Here is a 25,540-nt window from a genome sequence, read left to right as displayed (position 1 = left end):
TGTTTTTTTCAAACAAATAAAATTATCGTTTTGGGAATAAATTATGAGTATAGTAGGTTGTAGAAAATATCTATTAATCTATAGTTTGGATATTAATATTTCTAAAACTCACTTTTCCTGTAGCTTTAGCTTGTAGACCAATGTATCCTTCCCTTAAAGCGTTATCAATTGTATCAATGGTGAGTGTGTCGTTTATCCAAACTTGGATATGACTATTTACGGCTTTAATTCTATAGGTGTTCCATTTGTTAATTGTTGATACGACAACTCTTGGATTTACTCGTGCAACTATGGCACCTGTTCTGTTGGTTTGGTCTGGATGTAAGTCCCAAATATTAAGCTCGTAGCAATTTTTAGGATTCACATCTTCATTAATGCATCGAATAAAAACACCTGTATTAATAGAGTTGTCTGGTTTGAACTCTAAGTTTAAATCAAAATCTTTAAACCTTTGTTTTGTAATTAAATAGCTCTCTTGATTTTTTACTTCTCCTATTAATTCATTCTCGGAAAAATGCCAACAATTATCACCATAAGATTTCCAAGTATTTGAATTCTCTTGAAACAACTTTTCTGAGTGATTACAAGAAAATACAAGAGAAAATATCACAAGAATTACTGCTGAAATTTTGTTGATTTTTTTCATTTTAACAATGGGAGATTAAATAAATATTAGGCTTCTTTCCAAAGTTTCTGAATAGTATTTAAGTCCTTTTTCATTGCGTCAAATACTACTTTTTTGTCAACTTTAATATCTCGCTTGCCTTTTTCTGCACCTCCTAAATCATATTCTAAGTGTAAGGATGTTGGCGGATTTAATCCATAAGATTTTAAAAGTTTAAAATACTTATTAAAGTCTACCATACCTTCTCCAATGGGTACATTTATAACTTTGTATTTTCCATCAATCTTTGCCCATTTATAATCTTTTAAAACAATGGTTTGTATCTTATCATTAAGAAGTTTTAATCCATTTTCCCAAGATAATCCACCATCTACCATAGCATGACGAATATCGTATTGAACACCAAAATAGTCTAAGTCTACGCTATCTAAAATTTGATTTATTTCCCAATACGATGCGCCAACTTTTGTGCCTGCATGATTTTGGTAGCAACCTATAATATTGTGTTGTTTGTTAATTTCTCCTAGATTTTTAATCTGTTCTTGGTAGATTGCTATGGATTTTTCCATGGTTAACCCTTCATGATATTTGTACCAATTCATTCTGTAGAATTGCACATTTTGTTGAGCAGCTGTTTTTATTATATCTAAGTCGTAAGAATTATTAATATCAGTAATAGCAGTTGTAATCATTTTACAAAAAGAACCAACAGATTTAATATCTTCAATGGCTTTAGGTAAATCGGTAATTGCATGTTCTGGTAATACATGTCCTTTTGGTCTCACGGTTAGGTCTAGTCCATTAAAGCCCAATTCTGCAGCTACTTCTGCAGCTTCTTTAATGTCTAAAAACTGTAAATGCTTTGAGAACAGGTGTATATCTAAAGGTTTTTCATCAATAGAATTATTAGACATGTTAGTTAATAATGGTGCAAAAGGCACAGCAATTAGTGTTGCGCCAGCTTTTTTAATAAAATTTCTTCGTGATAAATTCATAGATTATTACATTAAAATCCAACCATAATAAATGGAAAGAAGTGATAAAAATAGTATGCCTAAATAGGTTAATAATTGCAATCCTCGTTTTGGTTTTTGGTCAACAGGTAATTCATCGCTCAAAACATTTTTTAAATTCATATAGCCAACAATAGGAGCAAGAACAAAGGATGTTGCAGTGGCTACTGCTAATATTAATCCCATATTTGCACCAAGTGCATAAAGCACAACAATGCTCATTATAGCTATAATTAAAATACTAGAAGCGTAGTATTTTCGTCCCTTAAATTTTTCGTGTTCACCAACTAATAATCCAATAATGTCAACACTTACTCTTGCAATAGCATCATGTTGTGTTAAGCAGGTACTGTACATAGTAGCAAATGCAGAAATAGCGATAAAGACATAAGCCCAATTACCAATATGAGTTGAAAACAAGTTAATCACTTGGTCTGCAAATATGGTTGCGTTTCCGCTTAATTCGGTTCCAGAGCCATAAAGCGTCATGCAGCCTATAATTAAAAAGAAAATGGCTAAAACTGCCGTTAAAATATAACCTAAGTTAAATTCTTGCAATGCTTCTTTTAGTGGTGGCTTTTTATGGTCAACTTTATACTTTTCAGCACTCCAGAGACTGAGCCAGCTACTGCCTTCAACAGCTGTTGGCATCCAACCGATTAACACAATTAAAAATAAAATGCCAGTTTCGTTAAAGATTTCTGGTGCTTTAAAATTAGCAATAGGTGTGATTTGCCCTTTGTTTATTACAAGTACAGTAGTTACTAATAAAGCACCAAATAATATAGGTATTAAGAACTTTAATGTGGTTTCTAACAATTTATATTTTCCAATAATTAAGATGATACTATTAAAAACAAACAAACCTAAAGCCACTGTGGTTATAGCAACATCATGGATACCTAAAATATTAATTAAAAGACCTGCAGCAATAGAACATAATGCAGCAGGACTAGCAATACTAGTCGCTAAGGTAATAAATGCATACAACCATAAATAGCCTTTTCCTCGATTACTGTAACCTTCTATTATACTTTTACCAGTAACGTTGGTGTATCTAATGCCAAATTCAAAAAATGGATATTTTAAAAGGTTGGCCAAAATTATGGGAATAACCATTATCCAGCCATATTGAGCACCTGCTTTTGTAGACAAGACTAAATGTGATGTTCCGATTGCCATACTAGCAAACAACAGACCAGGACCAAGGTTTTTGAGTATTGTTTTAAATTTATGCATTGTGTCGCTGGTTATTAGTACAGAATTTCTAGTTTTTGTTGATCTTCAACTTTAATTTCTCCAGAATTAATGAATGTATTATTACGATGATGATTGTTCTTTTCGCCCCAAAGAAGCGCGACAAGTTTTACGCGATTATCCTTAAATGTATTTTCAGAAATATGAACATTGATAATGCCTGGTGTTTTTATCAGTAAACCAGATTTTTCTGTTTTACCACAATTTGTAAAAAGATTGTTAGAAAGCGTTAAGACACCACCAATTGTAGATTCATCATAACCACCTCTGTAAAAATGAATCAAATTTTGGCTGATATTATTGAATTCACAATTATTGAAAGTAACCATTTCTGCATTGTAGTCGCCTTTTTCATCAGCAGCTAATACAAAGCCATGTTCACTGTTTTTAATAACCGTTTTGTTGAAGTTAATACTATCTGCAAAAGAGCCTTTTGAAGCTTTTAAAATGTAGTTGAAATTGTCTATAATACAATCGTCGATAAATAGATTGTATGCAGAAGCCATATTTTCAGCGAGAGACTCAAATGCGAGTTGATTCCCTTGTCCTTTTATACTTATATTTTGAAGCTTAAGATTCCCTTTTGGATTCATTTCAAATAATGGTGTGTGTGCTTTTCCTTTATAAATAATTTCAACTTTATTTTCTCCCTTAGCTCTAAGCGTTATGTCTTTATCAATTTTAAGAGGTGTACTTATTGAATATTCAGTATCAGTGAGCTCAATAATATCGCCAGGTTTTGCTTGAAGAATTAAATTTGAAAGCTCGCCAGATTTTGATGATGCCTTAAGAATATTAGGTTCAGTAGTTTCTTTTTCAGTTGAAAACCAATCTGGTCCATATTGACTTTTATCGATTTTGAATTTTTCAGCAGTTGCTAATTGATTAATTGCACCAACTTTATTGTTATCACTTCGAGATGCACCAAATAAGTCGTTTTTAATTCTTGCAAAGTCATAACCATTAAATACGCTGTCTAAAGCTTTGTTCTTAGTTTCAGGAGCATATAACCAATCATTGATTTGCTTCATTTTTAATTTTTCATTTTGAAATACGTCAAATTCGTTAAAATCACTTCTGTTGTTGTCTAGAATATTATTTTTAAACAGAATCCCACTCATATCATCATGATTAATTAAAGGTGTTTTATCTGGTTTTGTATTATATATAACATTATTAGCTATTGCAGTTCTAATAGGAGCAGCAGAACGTATTTCACTTTTAGGAAGCACATCTATACTTGCTAAATTCTGACCAACTCCAATTTGAAAAGGTGATGCGCAATCTATCCAAGTATTATAAGCAACCACAACATCTGCAACTTGTTTGTATCTATTTAATGGCGTCATTGGTATACCATTCATTATAGCTAGTGGACTTCTAAAATGTTCGCCTCGTATTTTGTAGAAATAGTTGTTGGTAATCCAGTGACCCGTATTTACAACTCTTATTCCACCATAAAAATCAGAGTCATCTCCACCAATAAAAATATTAGAATCTACAGTAGCGTAGTTACTATGTCTAAGCACTAATGAACCTTCACATTTATCGAAAATATTATTTGTAAAGGAATTGTAATTGGTTTTATCTGAAATGACTTCGACCTCACCATTGCAAGCGTCAAAGTAATTATGCGAAACATTGACGTAACCAGGCGTTAATCTTGTTTTGCTATCGCCAACTCTTATGGTTTCTGCTCTTGGACCACCTTTTCTTGGTCTTGGGCCAAAGTAATTATAGACTATTTGATGATGCGTATTAATATGTTCGTTTCCAGTAAAAAATACTCTAACGGTTTCGCCATCGTTAGATTTACCGGCAATATAACAATGGTCTAATTGATTGTGTTTGCCGTAAAATTCTACCCAACGGTCGTTTGTATAACGGTTTGGTTTTGTAAAACCTTCAATAACAGTATTTGTAACTCTAGAATAATTTGCAATACTATCGTTGTTAATCATATATTTAATGATAGAATTGTTTGGTGAGTAACCATTTCTAAAATGTAAACCTTCTACAGTAAGATATTCGCCTCCTAATTGTATAAATGATTGACCCTCTATAAATACTTTACCAGGTGTTTCTGCTTTTAATGTAATAGGGGAATTTTCTGTTCCTAAACCATAAAATTTGATTTGAAAATTTTTCCAAATACCATTGGCAAGAATTATGTTTGTTCCTGGGCTTGCTTGTTGTATAGCATTATTTAATGCATTTATATCTTTTACAAAAACACCAGTATGTTTTGGTTTTTGGCTGCAGGAAAATAGTAGAAAGATGGAGAGTACAATAAAGATAGTATATTTCATTGTTTAGTTATTTGTCTAGTAGGCTTATAATTGCAAGTTGTTGTTTAAATAGATGTAACAAACATCATTAAATAACTACTGTTTTTATTTGGAAATAAGAAATAATACAAGATGCAACTGTTTGTTGTTTATATTATTTCTTAAATCAATATTATAAAAATACAAGGTTAATTTTGATATCTAAACTAGAAGTATTCTTTTAATTAATTAAAAGCAAAAAAAAGAGGGCAGAGCCCTCTTTTTTTTAAGTATACAATGATTTATTCTGCACTTTCTTCCATAGTATGATATACATTTTGTACATCATCGTCATCATCTAATTTTTCTAATAATTTTTCTACATCTTCAGCCTGTTCAGCAGTAATTTTCTTTGTAACCTGAGGTATGCGGTCAAAGCCAGAAGAAATAATTTCAATATTGTTAGTTTCTAAATACGATTGAATGTCTCCAAAACTTTCAAAAGGCGCATAAATCATAACGCATTTTTGCTCTTCACCATTTTCATCTTCATCTGTGTCAGCAAAGATTTCTTCAACACCAAAGTCTATTAATTCTAGCTCTAATTCTTCTAAATCGAAGTCTTTGTCTTCAATTTTAAAATTACAAGTATGGTCAAACATAAAAACAACAGAACCAGAAGTTCCTAAGCTACCATCCGTTTTATTGAAATAAGACCTTACATTAGCTACAGTACGTGTGTTATTGTCTGTTGCGGTTTCAACTAAAACAGCAATGCCATGTTGTGCGTAGCCTTCAAAAAGTACAATTTTATAATCACCTTGTCCTTTTTCGCTTGCTTTTTTAATAGCGCGTTCTACATTTGCTTTTGGCATATTTACTGCCTTGGCATTCTGTATAACAGCTCTTAAGCGTGCATTACTATCAGGATCAGGACCACCTTCTTTTACAGCCATCACAATGTCTTTGCCAATACGCGTAAAGGCTTTGCTCATAGCAGACCAACGTTTCATTTTTCTTGCTTTTCTAAATTCGAAAGCTCTTCCCATAGTAAAAAAAGTTATAAATTATTAAGTTCTAAAAATGCCTAATCTTAAATTAAAATAAGGCATAGCAAATTTAAGAAATTATTGAAAATCTTGAAGTAACATTAGAGGTAATTCTCAAGAATGTTATTCTTCTTCCTCCACAATGGCTTCTATGGCCTCTGCTAGTTTAAAATCTTTAATGGTTACACCTTCTTCGTCATGTGTTGTTAGTGATATTTTTAAAATATTGTATTCATTACTCCAATTAGGATGATGATTTAGAGCTTCGCATTCAAAAGCAATACGACTCATAGCACTGAAGCAATCTTTAAAATTATCGAACTCATATTCGGTATGAATAGCATTGTCGTAATAATCCCATTCAGGCAGTTGTAGTAGTTTTTGCTCTATAGTATTGTTGTCTAATTTCATAATATTATTTTTAAAATTATTGCAAATCAAAAATCTATTTCTTTTTTAGTTCTTCTAATACAGCTTCACTTGTAATTTGAAGATGTTTAGGTAATTTATTAAATTTAGGTAAAACCGCTAAATAACGATCTTCATTTGTTGTAAAGACCTGCTTAGTTAGTACTTTTTTGTCTGTAATAAGGGCTAAAATTTCCTTTAAAAAATCATCATGATGCACTAAATCTGTGCTACCTAGATGAAAAATGCCATGTTTATTTCTATTGATGATATAATGAATTTGTTGCGTCATTTTTTTATCTAACGTCACATTCATTATTAAGTTAGGAAATACCTCTACAGCTTCCTTTTCTTTTATGGCTTGCTTTAGCTCATCTAATCGTGGTGAAGCAGGACCAAATACCATTGGAAGTCTAATTATTGCGACTTGCTTTTTGGGCATCCGTAATAATAAATTTTCAATCTTTATTTTAAAATGTCCGTAAACACTATGGCTTAAAGTTTTGTCTAATTCGTAGCTAGGATATTGACTGTAAGCGTCAAAAACATTAGCAGAAGATAAAAATATAAGTTTACATTTATTGTTTAAGACATATTCCGCAATATGTTGATGGGCAATAACTTGTGCGTTAAAATTTCCACGAAGTGCTGAGATAATTATAGAAGGTTTTGTGGCTTCAAGAATTTCGTAAACGTCATCTTCTTCAACATTATATTGAAAGAATTGTTTGTTCTTTTCAAATTCCTTTTTCGGGATTCTGTATGTTCCAAAGGTTCTAAAATAAGGACCCAATTCTTTGTAAATGGCATTACCAATATAGCCACTTGCACCAAGAACGAGAATACGATGTTTTTGAGCAGCTTCTTTCTTCATTAATCACACGACATTCTATCTATTAACCTTTAAAAAACGGCAATTTTACAACCGTTGCAGGAATGGCTTTTTTACGCACTTGGATATGTATTTTGCTATCTACTTTAGAAAATACTTTTGGCACATAACCTAAACCGATGCCAATACCTAAACTCGGACTCATAGTGCCAGAAGTTACATTTCCTATTGTTTTTCCGCTACTATCTACAATGTCATAACCATGACGTGGAATACCACGATCATCTAATTTAAAAGCAACCAATTTACGTTCTGGTGTGCGTTCTTTTTCCGCTTTTAAAGCTTCACTATTATTAAAATCTTTATTGAATTTACAAACCCAACCTAATCCGGCTTCAATAGGAGAAGTTGTATCATCTATATCATTACCATATAAGCAATAACCCATTTCTAGACGTAATGTGTCTCTTGCAGCCAAACCAATAGGTTTAATACCGAAATCTGCACCAGCTTCTAGGACTTTATCCCAAACTTGTTTTACTTCAGAATTTTTGCAATAAATTTCAAATCCACCACTTCCTGTATAACCTGTTGCCGAAATAATTACATGCTCAATACCTGCAAAATCGCCAACTATAAAGTTGTAGAATTTTATGTCTGCTAAATCGTGGCTAGATAAAGATTGCATCGCTTCAATAGCCTTTGGGCCTTGTATAGCAAGCAAAGAATAATCTTCGCTTAAATCCTTCATGTCAGCACCAACATCGTTTTTAGACGAAATCCAGTTCCAATCCTTTTCAATATTGCTAGCGTTAACCACTAATAAATAGGTTTCGTCTTTAATTTTATAAATAATTAAATCGTCTACAATTCCGCCATCATCATTTGGTAAACAGCTGTACTGTGCTTTTCCAATATCTAATTTAGAAGCGTCGTTACTAGATACTTTCTGTATTAAGGCTAAAGCATTAGGGCCTTCAATTAAAAATTCGCCCATATGAGAGACATCAAAAACACCAACCGCTTTTCTAACTGTTTCGTGTTCAGCGTTTACACCTTCATATTGAACTGGCATATTGTAACCAGCAAAAGGAACCATTTTTGCACCAAGTGCTTGGTGTGTAGAAGATAATGCAGTGTCTTTCATATTAAGTTGATTTTCAAGTTAAAGTTTGGCAAAATTAAGAAAAATTAATGGCTTATAATTTAATATGTATCATAGTATTTGCCAAACAAAAAAACCACCCAAAAATAGGTGGTTATAGGTTGTGTTAAATTGAATTTTTAAAATTGATATCTTAAACTTAAAGCAATATCAAAACCAAGGTTGTCGCTAGGTGCATTTCCAAAATTAATCTCTGGTCTAAAGTCTAATGAAATCAGTAATGGGATGTTAAAATCATATTCAATACCTACATCTCCTGCAGCAAAAATAAAAGTACTGCCTGCAGAGCCTAGTCCACCACCTGCACCAGCATACCAGTTAATTCTGTCTTCTAATGGCCAAATCCATTGGTATATACCAGCTAACTTAAAGCCGTCTTCGTTGCTGTAATTTCGCCAACCTAAATCTACTTCTAATCTATTATTGTCTCCTAAGGCTCTTTGATAAGTTATTTCTGTACCAAACCCATCACTATCTCCAATTCTTAATCCAATAGCATTGTCGGCAATGTTTTGAGCAAATGTTATCGTTGTAAATCCTATAAATATTGCACTTAATAAAAATAATTTCTTCATAATAATTTTACTTTTAAATTGTTAGTTTTAGCAATCGTAAAATCGCTTTTCTTCATAACGCCAAAATTATGCCAAAATTGGATGATTAGCTTTATTTTTAGGACAATTTTATAACTTAAATCAATTGAATGTTAACGCATATGCAAAATGTAAAAAGTAAGACTCTTGAAACTCTAAAATCTGCATTAGAAGGTGATTTACATTTTGATGATTTGTTAAGAAAATTATACGCAACAGACGCTTCTGTATATAGAAAATTACCCTTAGCGGTTGCATTACCTAAAAGCACTAATGATATTAAGCTTTTAATTGATTTTGCTTATAATAATAGCACATCATTAATTCCTAGAACAGCAGGAACTTCATTGGCTGGCCAGTGTGTTGGAGAAGGTATTGTGGTTGATGTTTCTAAGTATTTTACTAAAATTTTAGATGTTAATGAGGCTAAAAAAACGGTAACAGTTCAACCAGGTGTTGTAAGAGATGAGTTGAATAACTATCTCAAACCTTTTGGCTTATTTTTTGGACCGAATACATCAACTTCTAACCGTTGCATGATTGGCGGAATGGTTGGTAATAACTCTTCTGGAACTACATCGATTCAATATGGTGTCACTAGAGATAAAGTGATTGCTTTAAAAACCATTTTGAGTGATGGAAGTAAGGTTGAATTTTCAGATTTGACTCCTGAAGAATTTCATAATAAAACCAAATTAGATACGCTTGAAGGTTATATTTATAAAACTATATTTGAGACTTTACAACCTAAAGACATTCAAAATCAGATAAAAGAAAATTTCCCAAAACCAACCATACATAGAAGAAATACAGGTTATGCCATTGATGAGTTAATAAAGTCTGATGTTTTTTCAACTTCAGATTCAACTTTAAGTTTTAACATGTGTAAATTGTTAGCAGGAAGTGAAGGAACACTTGCGTTTGCAACTGAAATCACTTTGCAATTAGATGATTTGCCACCAAGTGAATGTGCTATGATTGCACTTCATTTTGATAGTATTGAAAAGTGTATGCAATCAGTGTCTCGAGTGATGCAACATAGTTTGCATACTTGTGAAATGATGGATGATACCATTCTAAATTTAACAAAACATAATAAAACGCAACAAGAAAATAGAACGTTTGTAGAAGGAAATCCGGTTGCGATTTTAATGTGTGAGCTTAAAGCAAATACTAATGAGGAGCTTCAATATCAAATAGATGGCTTGTTAGTGACGGTAAATGAACTTAAGCTTAGTTATGCGAATCCCATTTTAAAAGGTGATGAAATTAATAAAGCTACAGAACTACGAAAGGCTGGTTTAGGGCTTCTAGGAAATATTATTGGTGATAAAAAGGCCGTGGCTTGTATTGAAGATACAGCTGTGGCTCTAGAGGATTTAGAGGATTATATTTTAGAGTTTACTACGTTGATGAAGTCGTTTAACCAAAACGCAGTTTATTACGCACATGCAGGAGCAGGAGAGTTGCATTTAAGACCCATTTTAGACCTAAAACAAGCAGAAGGTGTTAAGCTTTTTAGAGCGATTACAACTGCTGTTGCTAAACTTGTTAAGAAATACAAAGGCTCTATGTCTGGTGAGCATGGTGATGGTATTGTAAGAGCAGAGTTTATTCCGTTGATGATTGGTGCTGATAATTACAAAATTCTAAAACAGATAAAATCGGCTTTTGATGCCAACAATATCTTTAATCCTCATAAAATAGTAGACGCTTATCCTATGGATAAGAATTTGCGTTACGAGCCCAATAGAGAAGAACCTCAAATTGAAACTCTATTAGATTTCTCAAGTTCGGAAGGTATTTTGCGCGAAGCAGAAAAATGTAATGGTTCTGGCGACTGCAGAAAATTACCCGAATTTGGTGGAACTATGTGTCCGAGTTACAGAGCTACGAAAGATGAAAAAGATACCACACGAGCAAGAGCAAATGCGTTGCGAGAATTTTTAACGAATTCAGAAAAATCAAACAAGTTTAATCATAAAGAATTGAAGGATGTTTTCGATTTGTGTTTAAGTTGTAAAGCATGCGCAAGCGAGTGTCCGAGTAGTGTAAATGTGGCTGCTTTAAAAGCTGAATTTCAATACCAATATCAGCAAGCCAATGGTGTGCCTTTTAGAACAAAATTGTTTGCTTATAATAACAAAATTAATGGATATGCGAGTAAAGTTCCGAAGCTAACAAATTTTATGTTTTCTAAAGGATTTACAAGTTCGATTATAAAATATGTTGGTGGAATTGCGAAAGAGCGTAGGTTGCCTTTAATTTCAAATAAAAGTTTATATAAGGAGTTTCAAGAGTCTAAAGATAAATTAGTTAAAGAAAATTTTATTAAAGAGGTATTTTTTTTTAATGATGAATTCACGAATCATTTAGATACCGAAATTGGTGTAGATGCTATTGAGCTTTTAAATCGTTTAAATTACAAAGTTTCTATGATTTCTCATGCTGAATCTGGTAGAGCAATGCTCTCAAAAGGTTTGGTTGCTGAAGCTAAAAAAATGGCGAATAAAAACGTTTCAAAATTCAAAAATTTAATAACAGAAAAGACGCCTTTAATTGGTATTGAACCTTCAGCTATTTTATCATTTAAAGATGAATATTTGAGATTGGTAGATGATAAAAATTCAGCGTGCTCTATTGCAAAAAACACCTTGTTAATTGAAGAATTTATTCAGCAAGAAATTCAATTAGGAAACATAAAACCTGAACAATTTACTAAAGACGTAATGACTATTAAATTTCATGGTCATTGTCATCAAAAGGCTTTAACGAATCAAAAATCGAGCTTTGATGTATTAAATTTACCAGAAAACTATAAAGTAACCATAATACCGAGCGGTTGTTGTGGTATGGCAGGTAGTTTTGGTTATGAAAAAGAACATTATAACGTGAGTATGCAAATTGGAGAACAAACTTTGTTTCCTGCTGTACGCAAAGCTTCAACAGATGTTATGATTTCTGCAAACGGCACAAGTTGTAGACATCAAATAAAGGATGGAACAGGTAGAGTGGCACAACATCCTATTTCAATTTTAAAAGACGCTTTACTTTAGTTTATCTTTTTTCTTCTTTTTAGATTTAGGTTGCTCAACAATAGTAATTGCTGCAATTAAATCGTTCATATTCATGTCTTTTATATCTTCATCTGCATAGAAGGCAGATAATTTATCTGCATTGTAATTATAAATTTTCCAACGTTTAAATTGGTATTCTAAAGCCGTGAAATTTTCTACCCAATCACCAGAATTTAAATAGGTTGTATGTCCTTTTTTAGTTTCAATATTCAGCATTTTGGGTTGGTGAATATGTCCGCAAATCACGTAATCATAACCATTTTCTATGGCTAAATCTGTGGCTACAGTTTCAAAATCATTAATATATTTTACTGCGGTTTTTACACTGTTTTTAATCTTTTTGGATAAGGAATAGCGTTCTTTTCCGAGTTTATCTAAACACCAATTAGTGCATTGGTTCATTAGAATGAGTAAATCGTAACCGTATCCTCCAAGTTTTGCTAACCACTTGGCATTCTGAATAGATATATCGAAAACATCACCATGAAAAAACCAAGCGCGCTTTCCGTCTAATTCTAAAACTAATTTGTTAACAATAGAAACGTTACCAATTTCTGTATCGGTAAATTTTCTGAGCATTTCATCATGGTTGCCTGTAATGTAAATAACTTCGGTACCATTGGCTGCGAAGTCCATTATTTTCTTAATGACACTAAGATGAGATTTAGGAAAGTAGCGTTTTTTAAATTGCCAAATATCTACAATATCACCATTTAAAATCAGCTTTTTAGGCTCTATACTGTTTAAATAAGTTAAAAGCTGTTTAGCATGGCAACCGTAAGTACCAAGGTGTACATCTGAAATTACTGCTATTTCTACCTTCCTCTTTATTTTCACAATAGTTAGAATTATACATGCAAAGAACATTATTTTTTATAGAAACAGAGTTATCCTATAATTAACTAACAATGAGTAAATTGTTATTAAAACATGAACTAAATGTTATGCGCGACTGATGCTTTGTTAATAGAATATTATTGACAACTATGTATTTCTATTTTGTAAACCCAAAATAGGTCTACAATTTATGAGGTAAGGGATTGTCTGTGATTTTGGGTCTGCGAGTCAGCTTTAATAAAAGTGGTTTTTATATTAATTAATACTATAGCTTTCTAGTTCTTGTATATTATCTACTGAAGAGTTAGTAGGAAAATCTAACGTACCACCAAAAGTAGTTATCAGAGAGATAAAAGCTGCATTTAGTTGAAAACTCTGATTTGCATCAGATTTAATGAGTCCAATATCTTCTGCATAATAATTATTAATTACTAATATATCTTGAGCATCTAAGATAGATTGCGAAATTGGGAATCCTAAATCTATCTCAGTACTAACCTCTAGATTGACCTTAATTTCCGTTTGTATAATATTAGTATACGTTGTTTCATTTACAGTTAATGAGCTTAAATTGTTGAGATGCGTATTTGTAATTTGATAAGTGGTAGTTATTGGTAATATCTGACCATTAAAGTCAACATCTTCTGTAAAACTATTAGTATCACTATATAATTGCGTATTAGAATTTGCATTGGTGTCATATAGAGTGAAATTATATAAATTAATATCCGGAATTGGTAAAGCATCAGTTTCGGATAATATTTCTAAATCACCATTATACACTAAGGTAGAGTTTAATTTTGTGAAAGTACCAGAGCTAAAGAATGTATTCATAGTTCCGTTAGCTGGCGTAGTTCCGTTATTAACTTCCATAGTAAACATATTGTCAGTAACAGAATTTATAGTGACTACATCAGTAGCGCTGAAGTTTAATTCAGGATTAGATTCACTTGTGTTTTCTACACTATAATTCCAGGTGTTATCTAAAACAATAGGAAAATAATTACCATCTGAAGTTGTATTATTAGAATCATCTGAAGAGCAACCAAGAATTAAAAAGCCAAACACTAAAATGAATAAATTAGATTTCATAATCACTAAGAATTAAGTTGATATGATAAAAGTAAACAATAGTAGTAAAAACATAATATTAAGTTCATAATTATTAGAAGATCTTTAATTTAAACCTATAAAAAAGAACTACAATTTTCATTTTTCTTATAATACAATTACATTAGCGTAAAATAAATTGTAATGGCAGGAAACACGATTGGTAAATTATTTAAACTTACAACATTTGGAGAATCTCATGGAAAAGCAATTGGAGGCATAATTGATGGCTGTCCTGCTGGATTAGCACTTGATTTTGAAGCTATTCAAAATGAATTAAATCGAAGAAAACCTGGCCAATCTAAAATTGTAACACAACGTAAAGAACCAGATACCGTAGAATATTATTCTGGTATTTTTGAAGGCGTAACTACTGGAACTCCAATAGGTTTTGTAATTCATAATACTAACCAAAAATCTAAAGATTATAGTCATATTAAAGACGTGTATCGTCCTAGTCACGCAGATTATACTTACGACAAAAAGTATGGTGTAAGAGATTATAGAGGAGGAGGACGTAGTTCTGCGAGAGAAACGGCTTCAAGAGTTGTTGCAGGCGCCATTGCAAAACAATTCTTATCAAAAATTGAAATTAATGCATTTACCTCTTCGGTAGGTGACATTTTTATAGATAAGCCTTATCAAGATTTAGACTTTAGTAAAATAGAATCTAATATTATTCGCTGTCCTGATGAAGCATCTGCACAGAAAATGATTTCTAAAGTAGAAGAAATTAAAAAACAAGGTGATACTATTGGTGGCACAATTACTTGTGTTATAAAGAATGTACCAGTTGGTCTGGGAGAACCTGTTTTTGATAAACTACATGCTGAGTTAGGTAAAGCCATGTTGTCTATCAATGCTGTAAAAGGTTTTGAGTACGGAAGCGGTTTTTGTGGTGCGCAAATGAAGGGAAGTGAGCATAACGATTTGTTTAACGAAGATGGATCTACAAAAACAAATTTATCTGGAGGTATACAAGGTGGAATTTCTAACGGAATGGACATCTATTTTAGAGTAGCCTTTAAACCAGTTGCAACAGTAATACAAAAACAAGATGCATTAAATAGTGCTGGCGAAATTGTAGAAATGCAAGGAAAAGGAAGGCACGATCCTTGTGTTGTGCCAAGAGCTGTGCCTATTGTAGAAGCTATGGCAGCATTAGTTTTAGCAGACTATTTATTGTTAGATCGAGTTACGAGGTTATAATCTTTTATTTTTTGAATTTAGAAGAAGAAAATAAAGAAAAAAGGAAAGATATTCCTTTAACAACCGAAGAATGGTTGACGTTTTTCTTCTTTCCGTTTCAAAGTAATAAAGGGTTGTTAGACACCAATACATTTAATAAAACAGAGGAAAAGCGATTTGATGGATTTGGTTTTGATAAAAAAAACGAACAAGCATCTCAAGCAAGAACATTAGGTATTTTAAGCTATGCAATAGTATTTATGGTTATTCTAATAATTTTGAACTGGTAAATACATTAGATAAGAATTTTAAATTAAAAAAATCCTTTTCCCTTGGAAAGGGTTAAGGAAGAAATGAAAAAACTAGCATTACACTGGAAGATTATTATAGGAATGATTCTCGGAATCATTTTTGGTTTTATTATGAATTCAGTTAGTGGTCAACAGTTTGTATCTGATTGGGTGGCACCTTTCGGAACCATATTTATCAATCTCCTTAAGTTAATAGCTGTTCCTTTAATTTTAGCATCACTTATTAAAGGTATCTCAGATTTAAAAGATATTTCTAAGATAAAAAGTATGGGTTTACGTACTATAGCTATTTACGTAAGCACAACTCTAATAGCCATAGTTATTGGTTTATCTATTGTTAATGTAGTAAAACCAGGTGAAGGCATGCCTAAAGCAACTATAGAAAAGATTAAACTTAAATACGAAAATGATGCAGGTGTAACAGATAAGTTAGATAAGGCTAGTGCACAAAAAAATGCTGGCCCATTGCAAGCTTTAGTAGATATTTTTCCAAGTAATATTTTTAAAGCAATGGGAGAAGCTAAAATGCTTCAAGTTATTTGTTTTGCTTTGTTCGTTGGTATATCGTTGTTGTTAATTGGAGAGAAAAAAGCCAAACCAATGGTAGATATTTTCGATTCGCTCAATGAGGTGATTATGAAAATGGTGGATTTAATTATGCTGTTTGCACCGTATGCTGTTTTTGCCTTAATGGCAAATGTAATCATTGCTTTTGATGATACTGAAATCTTACTCAAATTAGTGCAATATGCACTTTGTGTTGTAGCTGGTTTAATCATTATGATTGGTTTCTATTTAGTCTTAGTAAAAACCATAACCAAAAAATCACCAATGTGGTTTTTAAAGAATATGAGTCCTGCACAATTATTAGCATTTTCTACCAGTTCTAGTGCTGCAACCTTACCTGTAACAATGGAGCGTGTAGAAGAGCATATTGGTGTAGATAAAGAAGTTTCTGGATTTGTATTACCTGTAGGAGCAACCGTTAATATGGACGGAACAAGTTTATATCAAGGTATTGCAGCAGTATTTATAATGCAAGTTATTTGGCCAGAAGGCTTAACGTTTACTAATCAAATAGTAATTGTATTAACTGCGTTATTAGCATCTATAGGAAGTGCTGCTGTACCAAGTGCAGGTATGGTAATGCTGGTTATTGTTCTAGAATCTATTGGGTTTCCTGAGGAATTATTACCTATTGGTTTAGCTCTAATATTTGCTGTAGATAGACCTTTAGATATGTGTAGAACAGTTGTAAATGTTACAGGTGATGCTACTGTATCTATGATAGTTGCAAAGTCTCTCGGAAAACTTCATGATAACCCTAAAGCTAAGGAATGGGATGATAATTATGAAGCCGTAAAATAAGTAGCCTACACGTTTTTTATTAAGAAAATCATAGATTATCGTTTATACTGAATAAAGAAAAAGGATTATATTTTGAATCTATAAAAGTATAATGAAGACAATAAAACACCATATGCCTTTGGTATCAGTTAATTGGCTTAATGCTAATAAGGACGCTTCTAATTTAATTGTTTTAGATGCAACCATTAATAAAATTATAGATTCTGATTCTAAACGGATTTTAAAAGCACGTTTTTTTGATATAAAGAAGAAATTTAGTGATGTTTCTGCACCTTTTCCCAGTACATTACCTTCTAAAGAACAATTTCAAACCGAAGCTCAAAATTTAGGGATAAACAGCGATTCTTGTATTGTGGTTTATGATGATAAAGGTGTTTACTCAAGTGCAAGAGTTTGGTGGTTATTTAAGGTGTTTGGATATAATAATGTTGCTGTATTAGATGGAGGATTACCAGAATGGGTATTCAATGGGTTTTCTATAAATAATTATAAGCCTGAAACTTATTCTAAAGGTAACATTGAAGTTGGTTTTAATTCAGAATTAATGACCAATTTTGAAGGTGTTAATCAATTTTCAAATAATAAAAAAACATTAATAATTGATGCACGATCAAAACAGCGTTTTAAATGTTTAGTAGACGAACCAAGAGTTGGATTGCGAAGAGGAACAATTCCGAATTCTAAAAATTTACCATTTACAGATTTGTTTGAAGGAAATACGTTTAAATCAATTTCTAAAATGTCAAAAATCTTTAGTAATTTAGATTTAGAAAACAAAACGTTAATTTTTAGTTGTGGCTCAGGTATTACTGCTTGTGTAGTTGCATTGGCTGCCACACTTTGTAATTATAACAACTTAATTGTCTATGATGGCTCATGGACAGAATATGGAAGCTTAACCGATTAAATCAATGAAAACAATAGATTGGACAAAAGACGAACTTGTCGCTTACATTTTACTATTTGCTGCAAATGCTGATTTTAAAGAATCTGAAAAAGAACAAAAATTTATTATTTCTAAAGTAGACAAAGAAACTTTTGACGAAATTCACGAAGAATTTGATAGAGATAACGATTATCAAGGTCTTAAAAAAATAATGATAAGCTTAGAGCAACATGGCTATACTAATGAAGATATAGACCTATTGTTAGAGGACATTAAAGTTTTGTTTTTTTCTGATGATGATTTTGATATTACTGAGCAAAACATGTTAAAATCGCTTAGTCGTTTGTTTAAGACGGTTTAGATTTTTTTGAGAATAAAAAAGCCTCAAAACGAAAATAATAATTCTATCAATTAATTGATACTCATAAAAAGCTAGACTATTTTTCCTTATGAGAATTAGATTCTTTCCTAACTAACAGAAGTTAGGGTCTAATTGAAACTATTTTGCTTTGAGACTTTTGTAATATTATAGATTAAGACGTTTTCCTTTTGGAAACTTTACAGAATAGGAATGCTTTAATTTTTCAATTACTCCAGATTCTAGGTTTAGTTCCCATTTTAAAATTCCTTGCTCTTCATTATAATTAGAATTACCAGTTTCTATATCATCAATTTTAATATCTCTATTTTGACTTTTTGGTATGCGATCTAAAAGGGTTAACTTTATTGTTGATGTTTTATTGTTTTTTATTTCAATTTCATATGCTTTATTAACTACTTTGTTATTACCTATAAATGTAGTCTTTTTAAAATCGTTAAGTTGGGTTCGTTTTACAATTATATTTGGATCTACACCAAGTGAAACCGTAAGGCTATCTGTTGTTGCACTAGGATTAATATTAGTTTTGCCAGAATAGCTACCCTCAAAATAAACATTGGCTTCTGCAGGTAGTAAATTATATTGTTCCCAATTGCCAATTTTGGCCGTTAAGAATACATTTTCATTTATAATAGGTGCTGCAAAGTAATTGTATGTTGCTGGTACATTAAATTTATCGATTTCAATTACTGTAATATCACCATCTGAAGGAATACTGTGTTTTTTATCTATTTTAAAACTGGTGTTGGTAATGCCTGTTTCAATAATGTTTCCAGTCGCTGTGTAATTAATAGGTTTTACATAAGGTTGATCATCAAAATCTTCATCAATCATTTTTTGAACTTTATTATTATATTCTGAAGCTTTATATGCTTCTTTTGTAGTTGTACCATAACCAATAACTATTACTTCTTCTAGTTTATTATTGTCTTGAGTTAAAGCTACATTCATTATACTAGAATGAATAGGTATTTCTTCAGAATTCATACCAACATAAGAATAGACTATTGCATTACCAGTAGTAGTTTTTAAAGTGTATTTACCATCAAAATCAGTTTGTACGCCATTTGTTGTACCTTTCTCAATAACACTTACTCCAGGCACTGGTAATCCATCGGAATCTAAAGTTACGATACCAGAGACAGTTTTAACTAATGGATTGTATTTATAATTATAGTTTCTAGTAGCTCGCTGTGATTGGTAATTACTGTAATTACTTATAAAGTTTAAATATTTAGGGTTAACAGTAGGTTTTTCATTGTTAGTATTTGGATCGTTTGTTGACAGTATTAAATCTACGTCTTCCCAATCGCAACCAGAATTTTGATACACATGTGCTTTGTATTCAAGATTTATGGGTTGGTTTATTTTCTCTGCTTTTAAATCGTAAATAGGAAACCAACCTGCATTTTTAATATTATATTTTATTTTTAAAGTTAATGATGTAACAGTATCAGAATTAAGTTTCAATTTAATTTCACCAGTTTTTGTTTTTTCTTCAATATTAAACTCTGTTAATTGTTGTTTAATATTAGTTTGCGACTGTTTGTAGGTATTAATCTTAGAATTAGATTTACTTATTTCTGTTTTTAGTTCTGTAATTCTGGTTCTGTAATATGTTGCAAATGTTTTTAGTTTCTCTAAACTGACAACTTGTGTTGCGTTACCTAGTTGCTTATTGTTTTGTATGAGGCTTAATTCTTCGTTATAGCCAGAGATTAAATGGTACTGGTTTTGAATTTTTTCATCGAGTTTTTTTATTTCATTTTGCAATGTAGAAATAGAATCGGTTTGGTTTTGTTTTGATAAATAATTGATTCCGTAATTAATGGAAAGGATAGACCCTTTATCTAATCCGGAGATTTGAATGCTACTTTCTTCAATATAAGGCGAGAGATTGGTTAATGTTATTTCAGATTTTCCAGTATTTAGTTTAACTGTTGTTTCTCTATGTATTTCTGCGCCATCTAAATAAACTGTGACCGAATTAATTTTTGAAGGTTGCTGAAAGGCATTGCCAAATTGAATACTAAAAACTACTAAAAGTAATAGTGTCGATTTTAAATGATTTAGTTGGAGTTTCATAATCTTGAGTGTTTAGTTGAACTCAAAATTAAAGAGCAAATAGATTTAGAAAAACTGTAAATGAGTAAACGAATAGAAATGCTGAGTAAAAGGGGTATTTTGATTAGTAAGGTATTTACTACTTAATGGTCATTGATAGATTTTATTGGCATTTTTAAAAAATTAATCAATTATATAGACGCTTACAACGAGAATTTTACAGAATACTTTAAGACCCTTATATCTTTACAGAAACAAAATTTGTGCTATGATACAATTCCATATTTTCCCTCATAATATTTAGAATTGAAATTACATTTTTTGTTAAATTAATTTAGTTTTAAGTAAGTTGTTAATTTAATTAAGCCCTTCATTTGGTTGTGAAAGGGCTTTTTTTTGTATTAATTGAATATTTGCTACTCTAAAAACTTAGACTTTAACTCAGGTGTAGGAATCATACAAGATTCTTTTTTGCCAAACCATTTATAACGGTTTTTAGCAATATAATCGTAAAACCAATTTCTAATAAAAGCCGGAATAATTAAAAAAACCGATATTAAAAATGTAGGAAACCCTAAACGGCTTGCTATTAAAAATGCAGCTGTAGATTTGTAAGTTAACTTATCTTTTTTAGGGTTGTAGAGTAATATTGAATCTGTTTTTTCAGTATTTATATTAAATTTTTTAATGATGTTTTTGCCTGTATTACTTTCTAATGGTGCAAATAAAAACCTATTTTTAAAATCTCGCTTAATAACATACAAAACACTGCTGTTGCAAAGATTGCAAACACCATCAAAAAGGATGAGTTGTTTGTTATTTGGAATTTCTCTCATTTTTAAGTTTCAAAATTTACCGTAAACTTTAATGTAAAATTTATTTATTTCTTTTTTACAGCTTCTACTAGTTCTAATAAATCTAAGCTAACGTTTGTGGTAAAAATTCCATAATTAACATTAGCTTTTCCTTTTTCTATAGAATCTATGCTTCCAATTGCTCTTCCATCATGCATTCTTACTCGGTCACCAACTCTTAAAATTGGTTTTGGTTTTTCAACCTTTACTTCTTTCTTTTTGGCAGCATTTTTCTTTTTACGGATAACTTCAACTTTCTTTTCAGCTTCAGCTTTTACTTGTCTTTCTTTATGTTTTTCAGCACGTTTTTGTTTTGCAGATAGTTTTTTACGTTTAGAGTTTTCAATTTGAACCAACCTAAACAACTCAGCCATTAGTTCGCGTTTTTTCTTGTCTTCAAAATACTTTTCAGAGATATCATTGACTTTTTGACCTAGGTAAATTAAACGTTGGTTGCTGTCATATAACTCTTGAAAATTTTCTAATTTTTTTTGAACTTTAGCGTTTATTTCTTCTAGTTTATCGGCTTCAGAAATTTTCTTTTTTTCGTTTTCTTTTAGTGAGCGTTCTGTGCGTTCTAATTTACTGCGTTCCTTTTGTAATTTGGCAATTGTTGCATCAAAACGTACTTTGCCTCGTTCAATCTTCTTTTTAGACTTATTAATTAAACTGTATGGGATTCCGTTTTTTTGTGCTACCTCAAAGGTAAAGGAAGAACCAGCTTGTCCTACAACCAATTTATACATTGGTTCTAAACTTTTCTCATTGAAGAGCATATTAGCGTTCTCCATATATGGCAACTCGTTGGCTAGCAATTTTAAGTTAGAGTAGTGTGTTGTAATAATCCCAAAGGCTTCTCGCTCGTAAAACACTTCTAAAAAGGTTTCTGCTAATGCGCCTCCTAATTCTGGGTCACTTCCTGTTCCAAATTCATCTATTAAAAATAGGGTTTTATCATTACACTTTTTTAGAAAATAATTCATCTGTTTTAAGCGATAGCTATAAGTGCTTAGATGATTTTCTATTGATTGGTTGTCTCCAATATCGCTTAAAATTCTATCAAACAAACAAACATAACTACGCTCGTGCACAGGAATAAGCATGCCACTTTGTAACATTACTTGGAGTAAGCCAACTGTTTTTAGAGTTATACTTTTTCCACCAGCATTTGGGCCAGAAATAACAATAATTCTGCTATCTTTTTTTAAACCAATGGTTTGTGGAAATGTTTTTTCGTCTTTTTCCTTATTATTTAAATAGAGTAGCGGATGGTACGCATCTCTCAAATATAAACTACGCTCCTTTGAAAATTCTGGCAAAATTGCAGCCATACTTTGTGCATATTTTGCTTTTGCAGATACGAGGTCTATTTGTGTTAAAAAGGCTTGATAATCTTTTAAAAGCGGCAAGAACATACGAATGTAATTGGTCAATTCTTTTAAAATTTTAATGACCTCTTCTTTTTCTTCGTATTCTAAATTATTGAGTTCTCTTGTATGTTGTAATGTGGTTTCTGGCTCTATGTATACAATGCTTCCGGTTTTACTTCCGCCCATAATTGCACCTTTCACTTTTCTACGATACATGGCTTTTACAGCAAGAACTCGCTTGTTCTCTACAACAGACTCTCTAATATCATCTAAATATTCTAAACTGTGGTATCTATTTAATGCTGAAGAAAAACTACTGTTTATTTTTCCTTTGAGTTGATTAATTGATTTGCGTAGATTAGAAAGTAGAGGAGAGGCATTATCTTTTATATCGCCAAATCGGTCAACAACAGCGTCCACTTGTTCTATTATGGATGTATTTATTTCAATGGGTTGACTGTAGACATAGAGGTTTGGATAATATTCTTCAAATTTCTTTAAAAACTTTAAAATTGTATTTACTGTTAAAGACATGCTTACTAGTTTTTGTAAACTAGGCACCTCGAGATACGTATTTTCAATTTTTAGTAATTTTAATTCTTTGTCAATAGTTTCAAATCCATGGTTTGGTATTCTATTTTCATTGTCAAAAGAAGATAAATATTCATTAACAAAATTAAGCTCTTGTATAAGTTGTTCTTCGTTATTAAAAGGAAGAATAGATAGTACAGCTTCTTTTCCTAAAGCTGTAAGAGCATGTTGTTTAATTTGATCTAAGACCGTAAAGAACTCGAGGTCGTTCAAGGTTTTTTCATGAATATTTATCATGTATTATTTTTCTTTTGTAAGCAGAACAAATTTAAGTTAAATGTAGCTATATGCCTAATGTTGTAAAATGCTTTTCTATTTATTTTTTAATTAGTTAGTGGTTGCATTTTTTTAATTATTCTTTGTTGCGCATAAATTTAACTATTGCTATTTGATTATTTTTGAAGTAAATAAAGACTTACGCTATGATTCTAGATATTGATAATAATTGGAAAAAAATTCTTCAACCTGAATTTGAGTCATCTTATTTCAAAAATTTGATGGCTTTTATTGATGAAGAATATAAGAATCATCAATGTTTTCCTAAAGCATCAGAAATATTTAATGCTTTTAATCATTGTGCTTTTAATGAAGTAAAAGTTGTGATTATTGGTCAGGATCCTTATCATGATGTTGGTCAGGCTAATGGTTTATGTTTTTCTGTTAATGATGGAATAAAACATCCACCATCGCTGGTTAATATTTTTAAAGAATTAGAATCCGATATAGAAATACCATATCCACTAAGTGGTAATTTAATGCCTTGGGCAGATCAAGGTGTATTACTTTTAAATGCAACGTTAACGGTTAGAGCACACCAAGCAGGTAGTCATCAGAAAAAAGGATGGGAGTTATTTACGGATGCAGTTATAAAAATTATTAGTAAAGAAAAGTGTGGTGTTATTTTTCTACTTTGGGGAGGATTTGCTAAGAAAAAAATAAAATTAATTGATACTGAAAAACATATTGTTTTAGAGAGTGGACATCCATCTCCATTAAGTGCAAATAGAGGTTACTGGTTTGGTAATAAGCATTTTAGTAAAACTAACTTCCTGTTGGAGCAAGCTGGCCAGAATCCAATTGTTTGGGCTTTAAAGTAGAATTCTTTTTAACCTTTAAGTAAGGAGGAACTCTATTTTCTACTTTATCTGTTTTGTTACAGCTAAAAATTAACAGAAGAAAATTCAATGCAACTAAAGCCGCTAGAATTATTACTATTGTTAATATCATATTAGGTCTATTACTTAGTTAAATGTAAGAATACGCTTAATTCAAATATAATTAATTTTTTGATATCTAAAAAATTATCAAGCATTTGTATAGAATACCTGTTTATTTAGTTGTCTAAAGAAATTTTAAAAAATTAATAATAAGTTTTTATCTTGTTGATTTATAGCGGGTTATGTTTATTTAGTCCATTCTGTGGATTAAATCTAAATATTCTACTTTTTTAGGTATTATTTTTAAATTAAGTAGTTGGTCTTGAACGTTCTGTATAGTTTTTTCGTCTATTACACTTTGAGACCATTCAGTTAAAGAGAGCCATTCTTGTACATCTTCTAATTCTTGTTCGTACCTGTTTGCAATAGTTTTATCGATACTTGGAATGGATTTAAACTCGGCAGTTGTTTGATTAATAATATTTAGAATAGTTTTTAGCTCTTCTTCATTATTTTCTATAAAATCTTCTCTAACAGCAATTACAAAGCAAGGCCAAGGAGAAGGGCAATTGCCTATACGTCTAAAAATTCCATCGTCTACAATGGGTTTTGTGGTAAATTTTTCCCACATAAAATAGTCCGCTCTGCCTTCAGTAAGTCCTCTAATAGCGCCATCTAGATTGCTTATAACCTCAAATTTTAGGTCACTGTCTAAATTCCAATGATTATTTTTAGCATTGATATAAGCCATTAGATGAGAACCAGAGCCGTATCTACTAATTGCAGCTCTAGTACCTTTGATGTCATCTATTGTTTTTAAATTAGAATCAGCCGCAACATGAATTCCCCAATTTAAAGGTGTTTCTACAAACGTTTGTACAATTTTTGTTGGGTTACCATCTATTATATCCTTTATAATGCCTTCAGTTAAAATAACGGCTATATCAATTTCTCCTTCGCGTAAGGCTTTGCTCATTGCTCCAGTTCCGCCATGATAATCGTGCCATCTTAGATTGATATCTTCGGCTTTATATTCGCCATTTTTTAGCGTTAAATACCATGCTAAATTAAAGTGTTCTGGTACTCCACCAATATTTACTTTTTTCATTTTATGCTGAAATTGATTCAGATGCGACTTT

22 protein-coding genes are annotated in these 25,540 nt (G+C 31.3%); 7 read left to right on the top strand and 15 right to left on the bottom strand.

The window, feature by feature from the left end:
• Positions 1 to 73: 73 nt before the first annotated feature.
• The 9 genes from HNV10_RS10780 to HNV10_RS10740 form a co-directional block, all read right to left on the bottom strand.
• Positions 74 to 646, bottom strand: coding sequence for a 3-keto-disaccharide hydrolase (locus tag HNV10_RS10780; protein ID WP_173301357.1), 573 nt, complete (start codon positions 644 to 646; stop codon positions 74 to 76).
• Positions 647 to 672: 26 nt separating this feature from the next.
• The gene (locus HNV10_RS10775; protein WP_173301356.1) at positions 673 to 1,620 is read right to left on the bottom strand and encodes a sugar phosphate isomerase/epimerase family protein; all 948 of its coding nucleotides are present in this window, start codon (positions 1,618 to 1,620) and stop codon (positions 673 to 675) included.
• Between the two features lie 6 nt (positions 1,621 to 1,626).
• Positions 1,627 to 2,877 carry an NRAMP family divalent metal transporter gene (locus tag HNV10_RS10770; protein WP_173301355.1) on the bottom strand — a complete coding sequence of 417 codons (1,251 nt, stop codon included), beginning with the start codon at positions 2,875 to 2,877 and terminating at the stop codon, positions 1,627 to 1,629.
• 14 nt (positions 2,878 to 2,891) lie between these two features.
• The gene (locus HNV10_RS10765; RefSeq protein ID WP_173301354.1) at positions 2,892 to 5,204 is read right to left on the bottom strand and encodes a chondroitinase-B domain-containing protein; all 2,313 of its coding nucleotides are present in this window, start codon (positions 5,202 to 5,204) and stop codon (positions 2,892 to 2,894) included.
• 260 nt (positions 5,205 to 5,464) lie between these two features.
• The gene (locus HNV10_RS10760) at positions 5,465 to 6,211 is read right to left on the bottom strand and encodes a YebC/PmpR family DNA-binding transcriptional regulator (RefSeq protein ID WP_173301353.1); all 747 of its coding nucleotides are present in this window, start codon (positions 6,209 to 6,211) and stop codon (positions 5,465 to 5,467) included.
• Positions 6,212 to 6,334: 123 nt separating this feature from the next.
• Positions 6,335 to 6,622 carry a 4a-hydroxytetrahydrobiopterin dehydratase gene (locus tag HNV10_RS10755; RefSeq protein ID WP_173301352.1) on the bottom strand — a complete coding sequence of 96 codons (288 nt, stop codon included), beginning with the start codon at positions 6,620 to 6,622 and terminating at the stop codon, positions 6,335 to 6,337.
• Positions 6,623 to 6,656: 34 nt separating this feature from the next.
• Positions 6,657 to 7,493, bottom strand: coding sequence for a sugar nucleotide-binding protein (locus HNV10_RS10750; protein ID WP_173301351.1), 837 nt, complete (start codon positions 7,491 to 7,493; stop codon positions 6,657 to 6,659).
• Between the two features lie 22 nt (positions 7,494 to 7,515).
• Complete coding sequence (gene gcvT, locus HNV10_RS10745; RefSeq protein ID WP_173301350.1) at positions 7,516 to 8,598, bottom strand: glycine cleavage system aminomethyltransferase GcvT; 1,083 nt, start codon at positions 8,596 to 8,598, stop codon at positions 7,516 to 7,518.
• A 137-nt stretch (positions 8,599 to 8,735) separates the two neighbouring features.
• Entirely contained in the window at positions 8,736 to 9,191 is a 456-nt protein-coding gene (locus HNV10_RS10740) for a hypothetical protein (RefSeq protein ID WP_173301349.1), read from the bottom strand.
• A gap of 128 nt (positions 9,192 to 9,319) precedes the next feature.
• Here HNV10_RS10740 and HNV10_RS10735 point away from each other — a divergent pair, with 128 nt between their 5' ends.
• The gene (locus HNV10_RS10735; RefSeq protein WP_241695498.1) at positions 9,320 to 12,265 is read left to right on the top strand and encodes an FAD-binding and (Fe-S)-binding domain-containing protein; all 2,946 of its coding nucleotides are present in this window, start codon (positions 9,320 to 9,322) and stop codon (positions 12,263 to 12,265) included.
• Here HNV10_RS10735 and HNV10_RS10730 read toward each other — a convergent pair.
• The gene (locus HNV10_RS10730; protein WP_173301348.1) at positions 12,257 to 13,153 is read right to left on the bottom strand and encodes a UDP-2,3-diacylglucosamine diphosphatase; all 897 of its coding nucleotides are present in this window, start codon (positions 13,151 to 13,153) and stop codon (positions 12,257 to 12,259) included. The genes HNV10_RS10735 and HNV10_RS10730 overlap by 9 nt on opposite strands.
• Positions 13,154 to 13,378: 225 nt before the next feature.
• On the bottom strand, positions 13,379 to 14,215 hold the full coding sequence (locus HNV10_RS10725) for a hypothetical protein (RefSeq protein ID WP_173301347.1): 837 nt from the start codon (positions 14,213 to 14,215) through the stop codon (positions 13,379 to 13,381).
• A 162-nt stretch (positions 14,216 to 14,377) separates the two neighbouring features.
• Here HNV10_RS10725 and aroC point away from each other — a divergent pair, with 162 nt between their 5' ends.
• From aroC to HNV10_RS10700, 5 genes are all read left to right on the top strand, one after another.
• Positions 14,378 to 15,442, top strand: a complete 1,065-nt coding sequence (aroC, locus tag HNV10_RS10720; RefSeq protein ID WP_173301346.1) for a chorismate synthase — start codon at positions 14,378 to 14,380, stop codon at positions 15,440 to 15,442.
• 11 nt (positions 15,443 to 15,453) lie between these two features.
• The gene (locus HNV10_RS10715) at positions 15,454 to 15,711 is read left to right on the top strand and encodes a hypothetical protein (RefSeq protein WP_173301345.1); all 258 of its coding nucleotides are present in this window, start codon (positions 15,454 to 15,456) and stop codon (positions 15,709 to 15,711) included.
• Positions 15,712 to 15,774: 63 nt separating this feature from the next.
• On the top strand, positions 15,775 to 17,100 hold the full coding sequence (locus HNV10_RS10710; RefSeq protein ID WP_173301344.1) for a dicarboxylate/amino acid:cation symporter: 1,326 nt from the start codon (positions 15,775 to 15,777) through the stop codon (positions 17,098 to 17,100).
• 91 nt (positions 17,101 to 17,191) lie between these two features.
• Positions 17,192 to 18,007, top strand: coding sequence for a sulfurtransferase (locus tag HNV10_RS10705; protein WP_173301343.1), 816 nt, complete (start codon positions 17,192 to 17,194; stop codon positions 18,005 to 18,007).
• Positions 18,008 to 18,011: 4 nt separating this feature from the next.
• Entirely contained in the window at positions 18,012 to 18,347 is a 336-nt protein-coding gene (locus HNV10_RS10700; protein ID WP_173301342.1) for a hypothetical protein, read from the top strand.
• Between the two features lie 165 nt (positions 18,348 to 18,512).
• On the opposite strand, the gene HNV10_RS10695 is transcribed toward HNV10_RS10700, so the two are convergent.
• The 3 genes from HNV10_RS10695 to HNV10_RS10685 form a co-directional block, all read right to left on the bottom strand.
• Positions 18,513 to 20,450, bottom strand: a complete 1,938-nt coding sequence (locus HNV10_RS10695; protein ID WP_173301341.1) for a DUF4139 domain-containing protein — start codon at positions 20,448 to 20,450, stop codon at positions 18,513 to 18,515.
• Positions 20,451 to 20,845: 395 nt separating this feature from the next.
• Complete coding sequence (locus HNV10_RS10690) at positions 20,846 to 21,265, bottom strand: thiol-disulfide oxidoreductase DCC family protein (RefSeq protein WP_173301340.1); 420 nt, start codon at positions 21,263 to 21,265, stop codon at positions 20,846 to 20,848.
• A 44-nt stretch (positions 21,266 to 21,309) separates the two neighbouring features.
• Positions 21,310 to 23,481, bottom strand: a complete 2,172-nt coding sequence (locus HNV10_RS10685) for an endonuclease MutS2 (protein ID WP_173301339.1) — start codon at positions 23,479 to 23,481, stop codon at positions 21,310 to 21,312.
• Between the two features lie 185 nt (positions 23,482 to 23,666).
• Here HNV10_RS10685 and HNV10_RS10680 point away from each other — a divergent pair, with 185 nt between their 5' ends.
• The gene (locus tag HNV10_RS10680) at positions 23,667 to 24,341 is read left to right on the top strand and encodes a uracil-DNA glycosylase (protein WP_173301338.1); all 675 of its coding nucleotides are present in this window, start codon (positions 23,667 to 23,669) and stop codon (positions 24,339 to 24,341) included.
• 310 nt (positions 24,342 to 24,651) lie between these two features.
• Here HNV10_RS10680 and HNV10_RS10675 read toward each other — a convergent pair whose 3' ends face one another.
• Complete coding sequence (locus tag HNV10_RS10675) at positions 24,652 to 25,509, bottom strand: substrate-binding domain-containing protein (protein ID WP_173301337.1); 858 nt, start codon at positions 25,507 to 25,509, stop codon at positions 24,652 to 24,654.
• Between the last annotated feature and the right edge of the window lie 31 nt (positions 25,510 to 25,540).

The sequence above is a fragment of the Winogradskyella litoriviva genome, assembly GCF_013249065.1.
In the GTDB taxonomy this organism is placed as follows: Bacteria; Bacteroidota; Bacteroidia; order Flavobacteriales; family Flavobacteriaceae; genus Winogradskyella; species Winogradskyella litoriviva.
This window is presented reverse-complemented; position numbering and strand designations above follow the sequence as displayed.

What these genes read in the sequence shown, in the direction of transcription:
- HNV10_RS10780 (WP_173301357.1), bottom strand. Translation starts at nt 646, where the DNA reads ATGAAAAAAATCAACAAAATTTCAGCAGTAATTCTTGTGATATTTTCT.
- HNV10_RS10775 (WP_173301356.1), bottom strand. Translation starts at nt 1,620, where the DNA reads ATGAATTTATCACGAAGAAATTTTATTAAAAAAGCTGGCGCAACACTA.
- HNV10_RS10770 (WP_173301355.1), bottom strand. Translation starts at nt 2,877, where the DNA reads ATGCATAAATTTAAAACAATACTCAAAAACCTTGGTCCTGGTCTGTTG.
- HNV10_RS10765 (WP_173301354.1), bottom strand. Translation starts at nt 5,204, where the DNA reads ATGAAATATACTATCTTTATTGTACTCTCCATCTTTCTACTATTTTCC.
- HNV10_RS10760 (WP_173301353.1), bottom strand. Translation starts at nt 6,211, where the DNA reads ATGGGAAGAGCTTTCGAATTTAGAAAAGCAAGAAAAATGAAACGTTGG.
- HNV10_RS10755 (WP_173301352.1), bottom strand. Translation starts at nt 6,622, where the DNA reads ATGAAATTAGACAACAATACTATAGAGCAAAAACTACTACAACTGCCT.
- HNV10_RS10750 (WP_173301351.1), bottom strand. Translation starts at nt 7,493, where the DNA reads ATGAAGAAAGAAGCTGCTCAAAAACATCGTATTCTCGTTCTTGGTGCA.
- gcvT (WP_173301350.1), bottom strand. Translation starts at nt 8,598, where the DNA reads ATGAAAGACACTGCATTATCTTCTACACACCAAGCACTTGGTGCAAAA.
- HNV10_RS10740 (WP_173301349.1), bottom strand. Translation starts at nt 9,191, where the DNA reads ATGAAGAAATTATTTTTATTAAGTGCAATATTTATAGGATTTACAACG.
- HNV10_RS10735 (WP_241695498.1), top strand. Translation starts at nt 9,320, where the DNA reads ATGTTAACGCATATGCAAAATGTAAAAAGTAAGACTCTTGAAACTCTA.
- HNV10_RS10730 (WP_173301348.1), bottom strand. Translation starts at nt 13,153, where the DNA reads ATGTTCTTTGCATGTATAATTCTAACTATTGTGAAAATAAAGAGGAAG.
- HNV10_RS10725 (WP_173301347.1), bottom strand. Translation starts at nt 14,215, where the DNA reads ATGAAATCTAATTTATTCATTTTAGTGTTTGGCTTTTTAATTCTTGGT.
- aroC (WP_173301346.1), top strand. Translation starts at nt 14,378, where the DNA reads ATGGCAGGAAACACGATTGGTAAATTATTTAAACTTACAACATTTGGA.
- HNV10_RS10710 (WP_173301344.1), top strand. Translation starts at nt 15,775, where the DNA reads ATGAAAAAACTAGCATTACACTGGAAGATTATTATAGGAATGATTCTC.
- HNV10_RS10705 (WP_173301343.1), top strand. Translation starts at nt 17,192, where the DNA reads ATGAAGACAATAAAACACCATATGCCTTTGGTATCAGTTAATTGGCTT.
- HNV10_RS10700 (WP_173301342.1), top strand. Translation starts at nt 18,012, where the DNA reads ATGAAAACAATAGATTGGACAAAAGACGAACTTGTCGCTTACATTTTA.
- HNV10_RS10695 (WP_173301341.1), bottom strand. Translation starts at nt 20,450, where the DNA reads ATGAAACTCCAACTAAATCATTTAAAATCGACACTATTACTTTTAGTA.
- HNV10_RS10690 (WP_173301340.1), bottom strand. Translation starts at nt 21,265, where the DNA reads ATGAGAGAAATTCCAAATAACAAACAACTCATCCTTTTTGATGGTGTT.
- HNV10_RS10685 (WP_173301339.1), bottom strand. Translation starts at nt 23,481, where the DNA reads ATGATAAATATTCATGAAAAAACCTTGAACGACCTCGAGTTCTTTACG.
- HNV10_RS10680 (WP_173301338.1), top strand. Translation starts at nt 23,667, where the DNA reads ATGATTCTAGATATTGATAATAATTGGAAAAAAATTCTTCAACCTGAA.
- HNV10_RS10675 (WP_173301337.1), bottom strand. Translation starts at nt 25,509, where the DNA reads ATGAAAAAAGTAAATATTGGTGGAGTACCAGAACACTTTAATTTAGCA.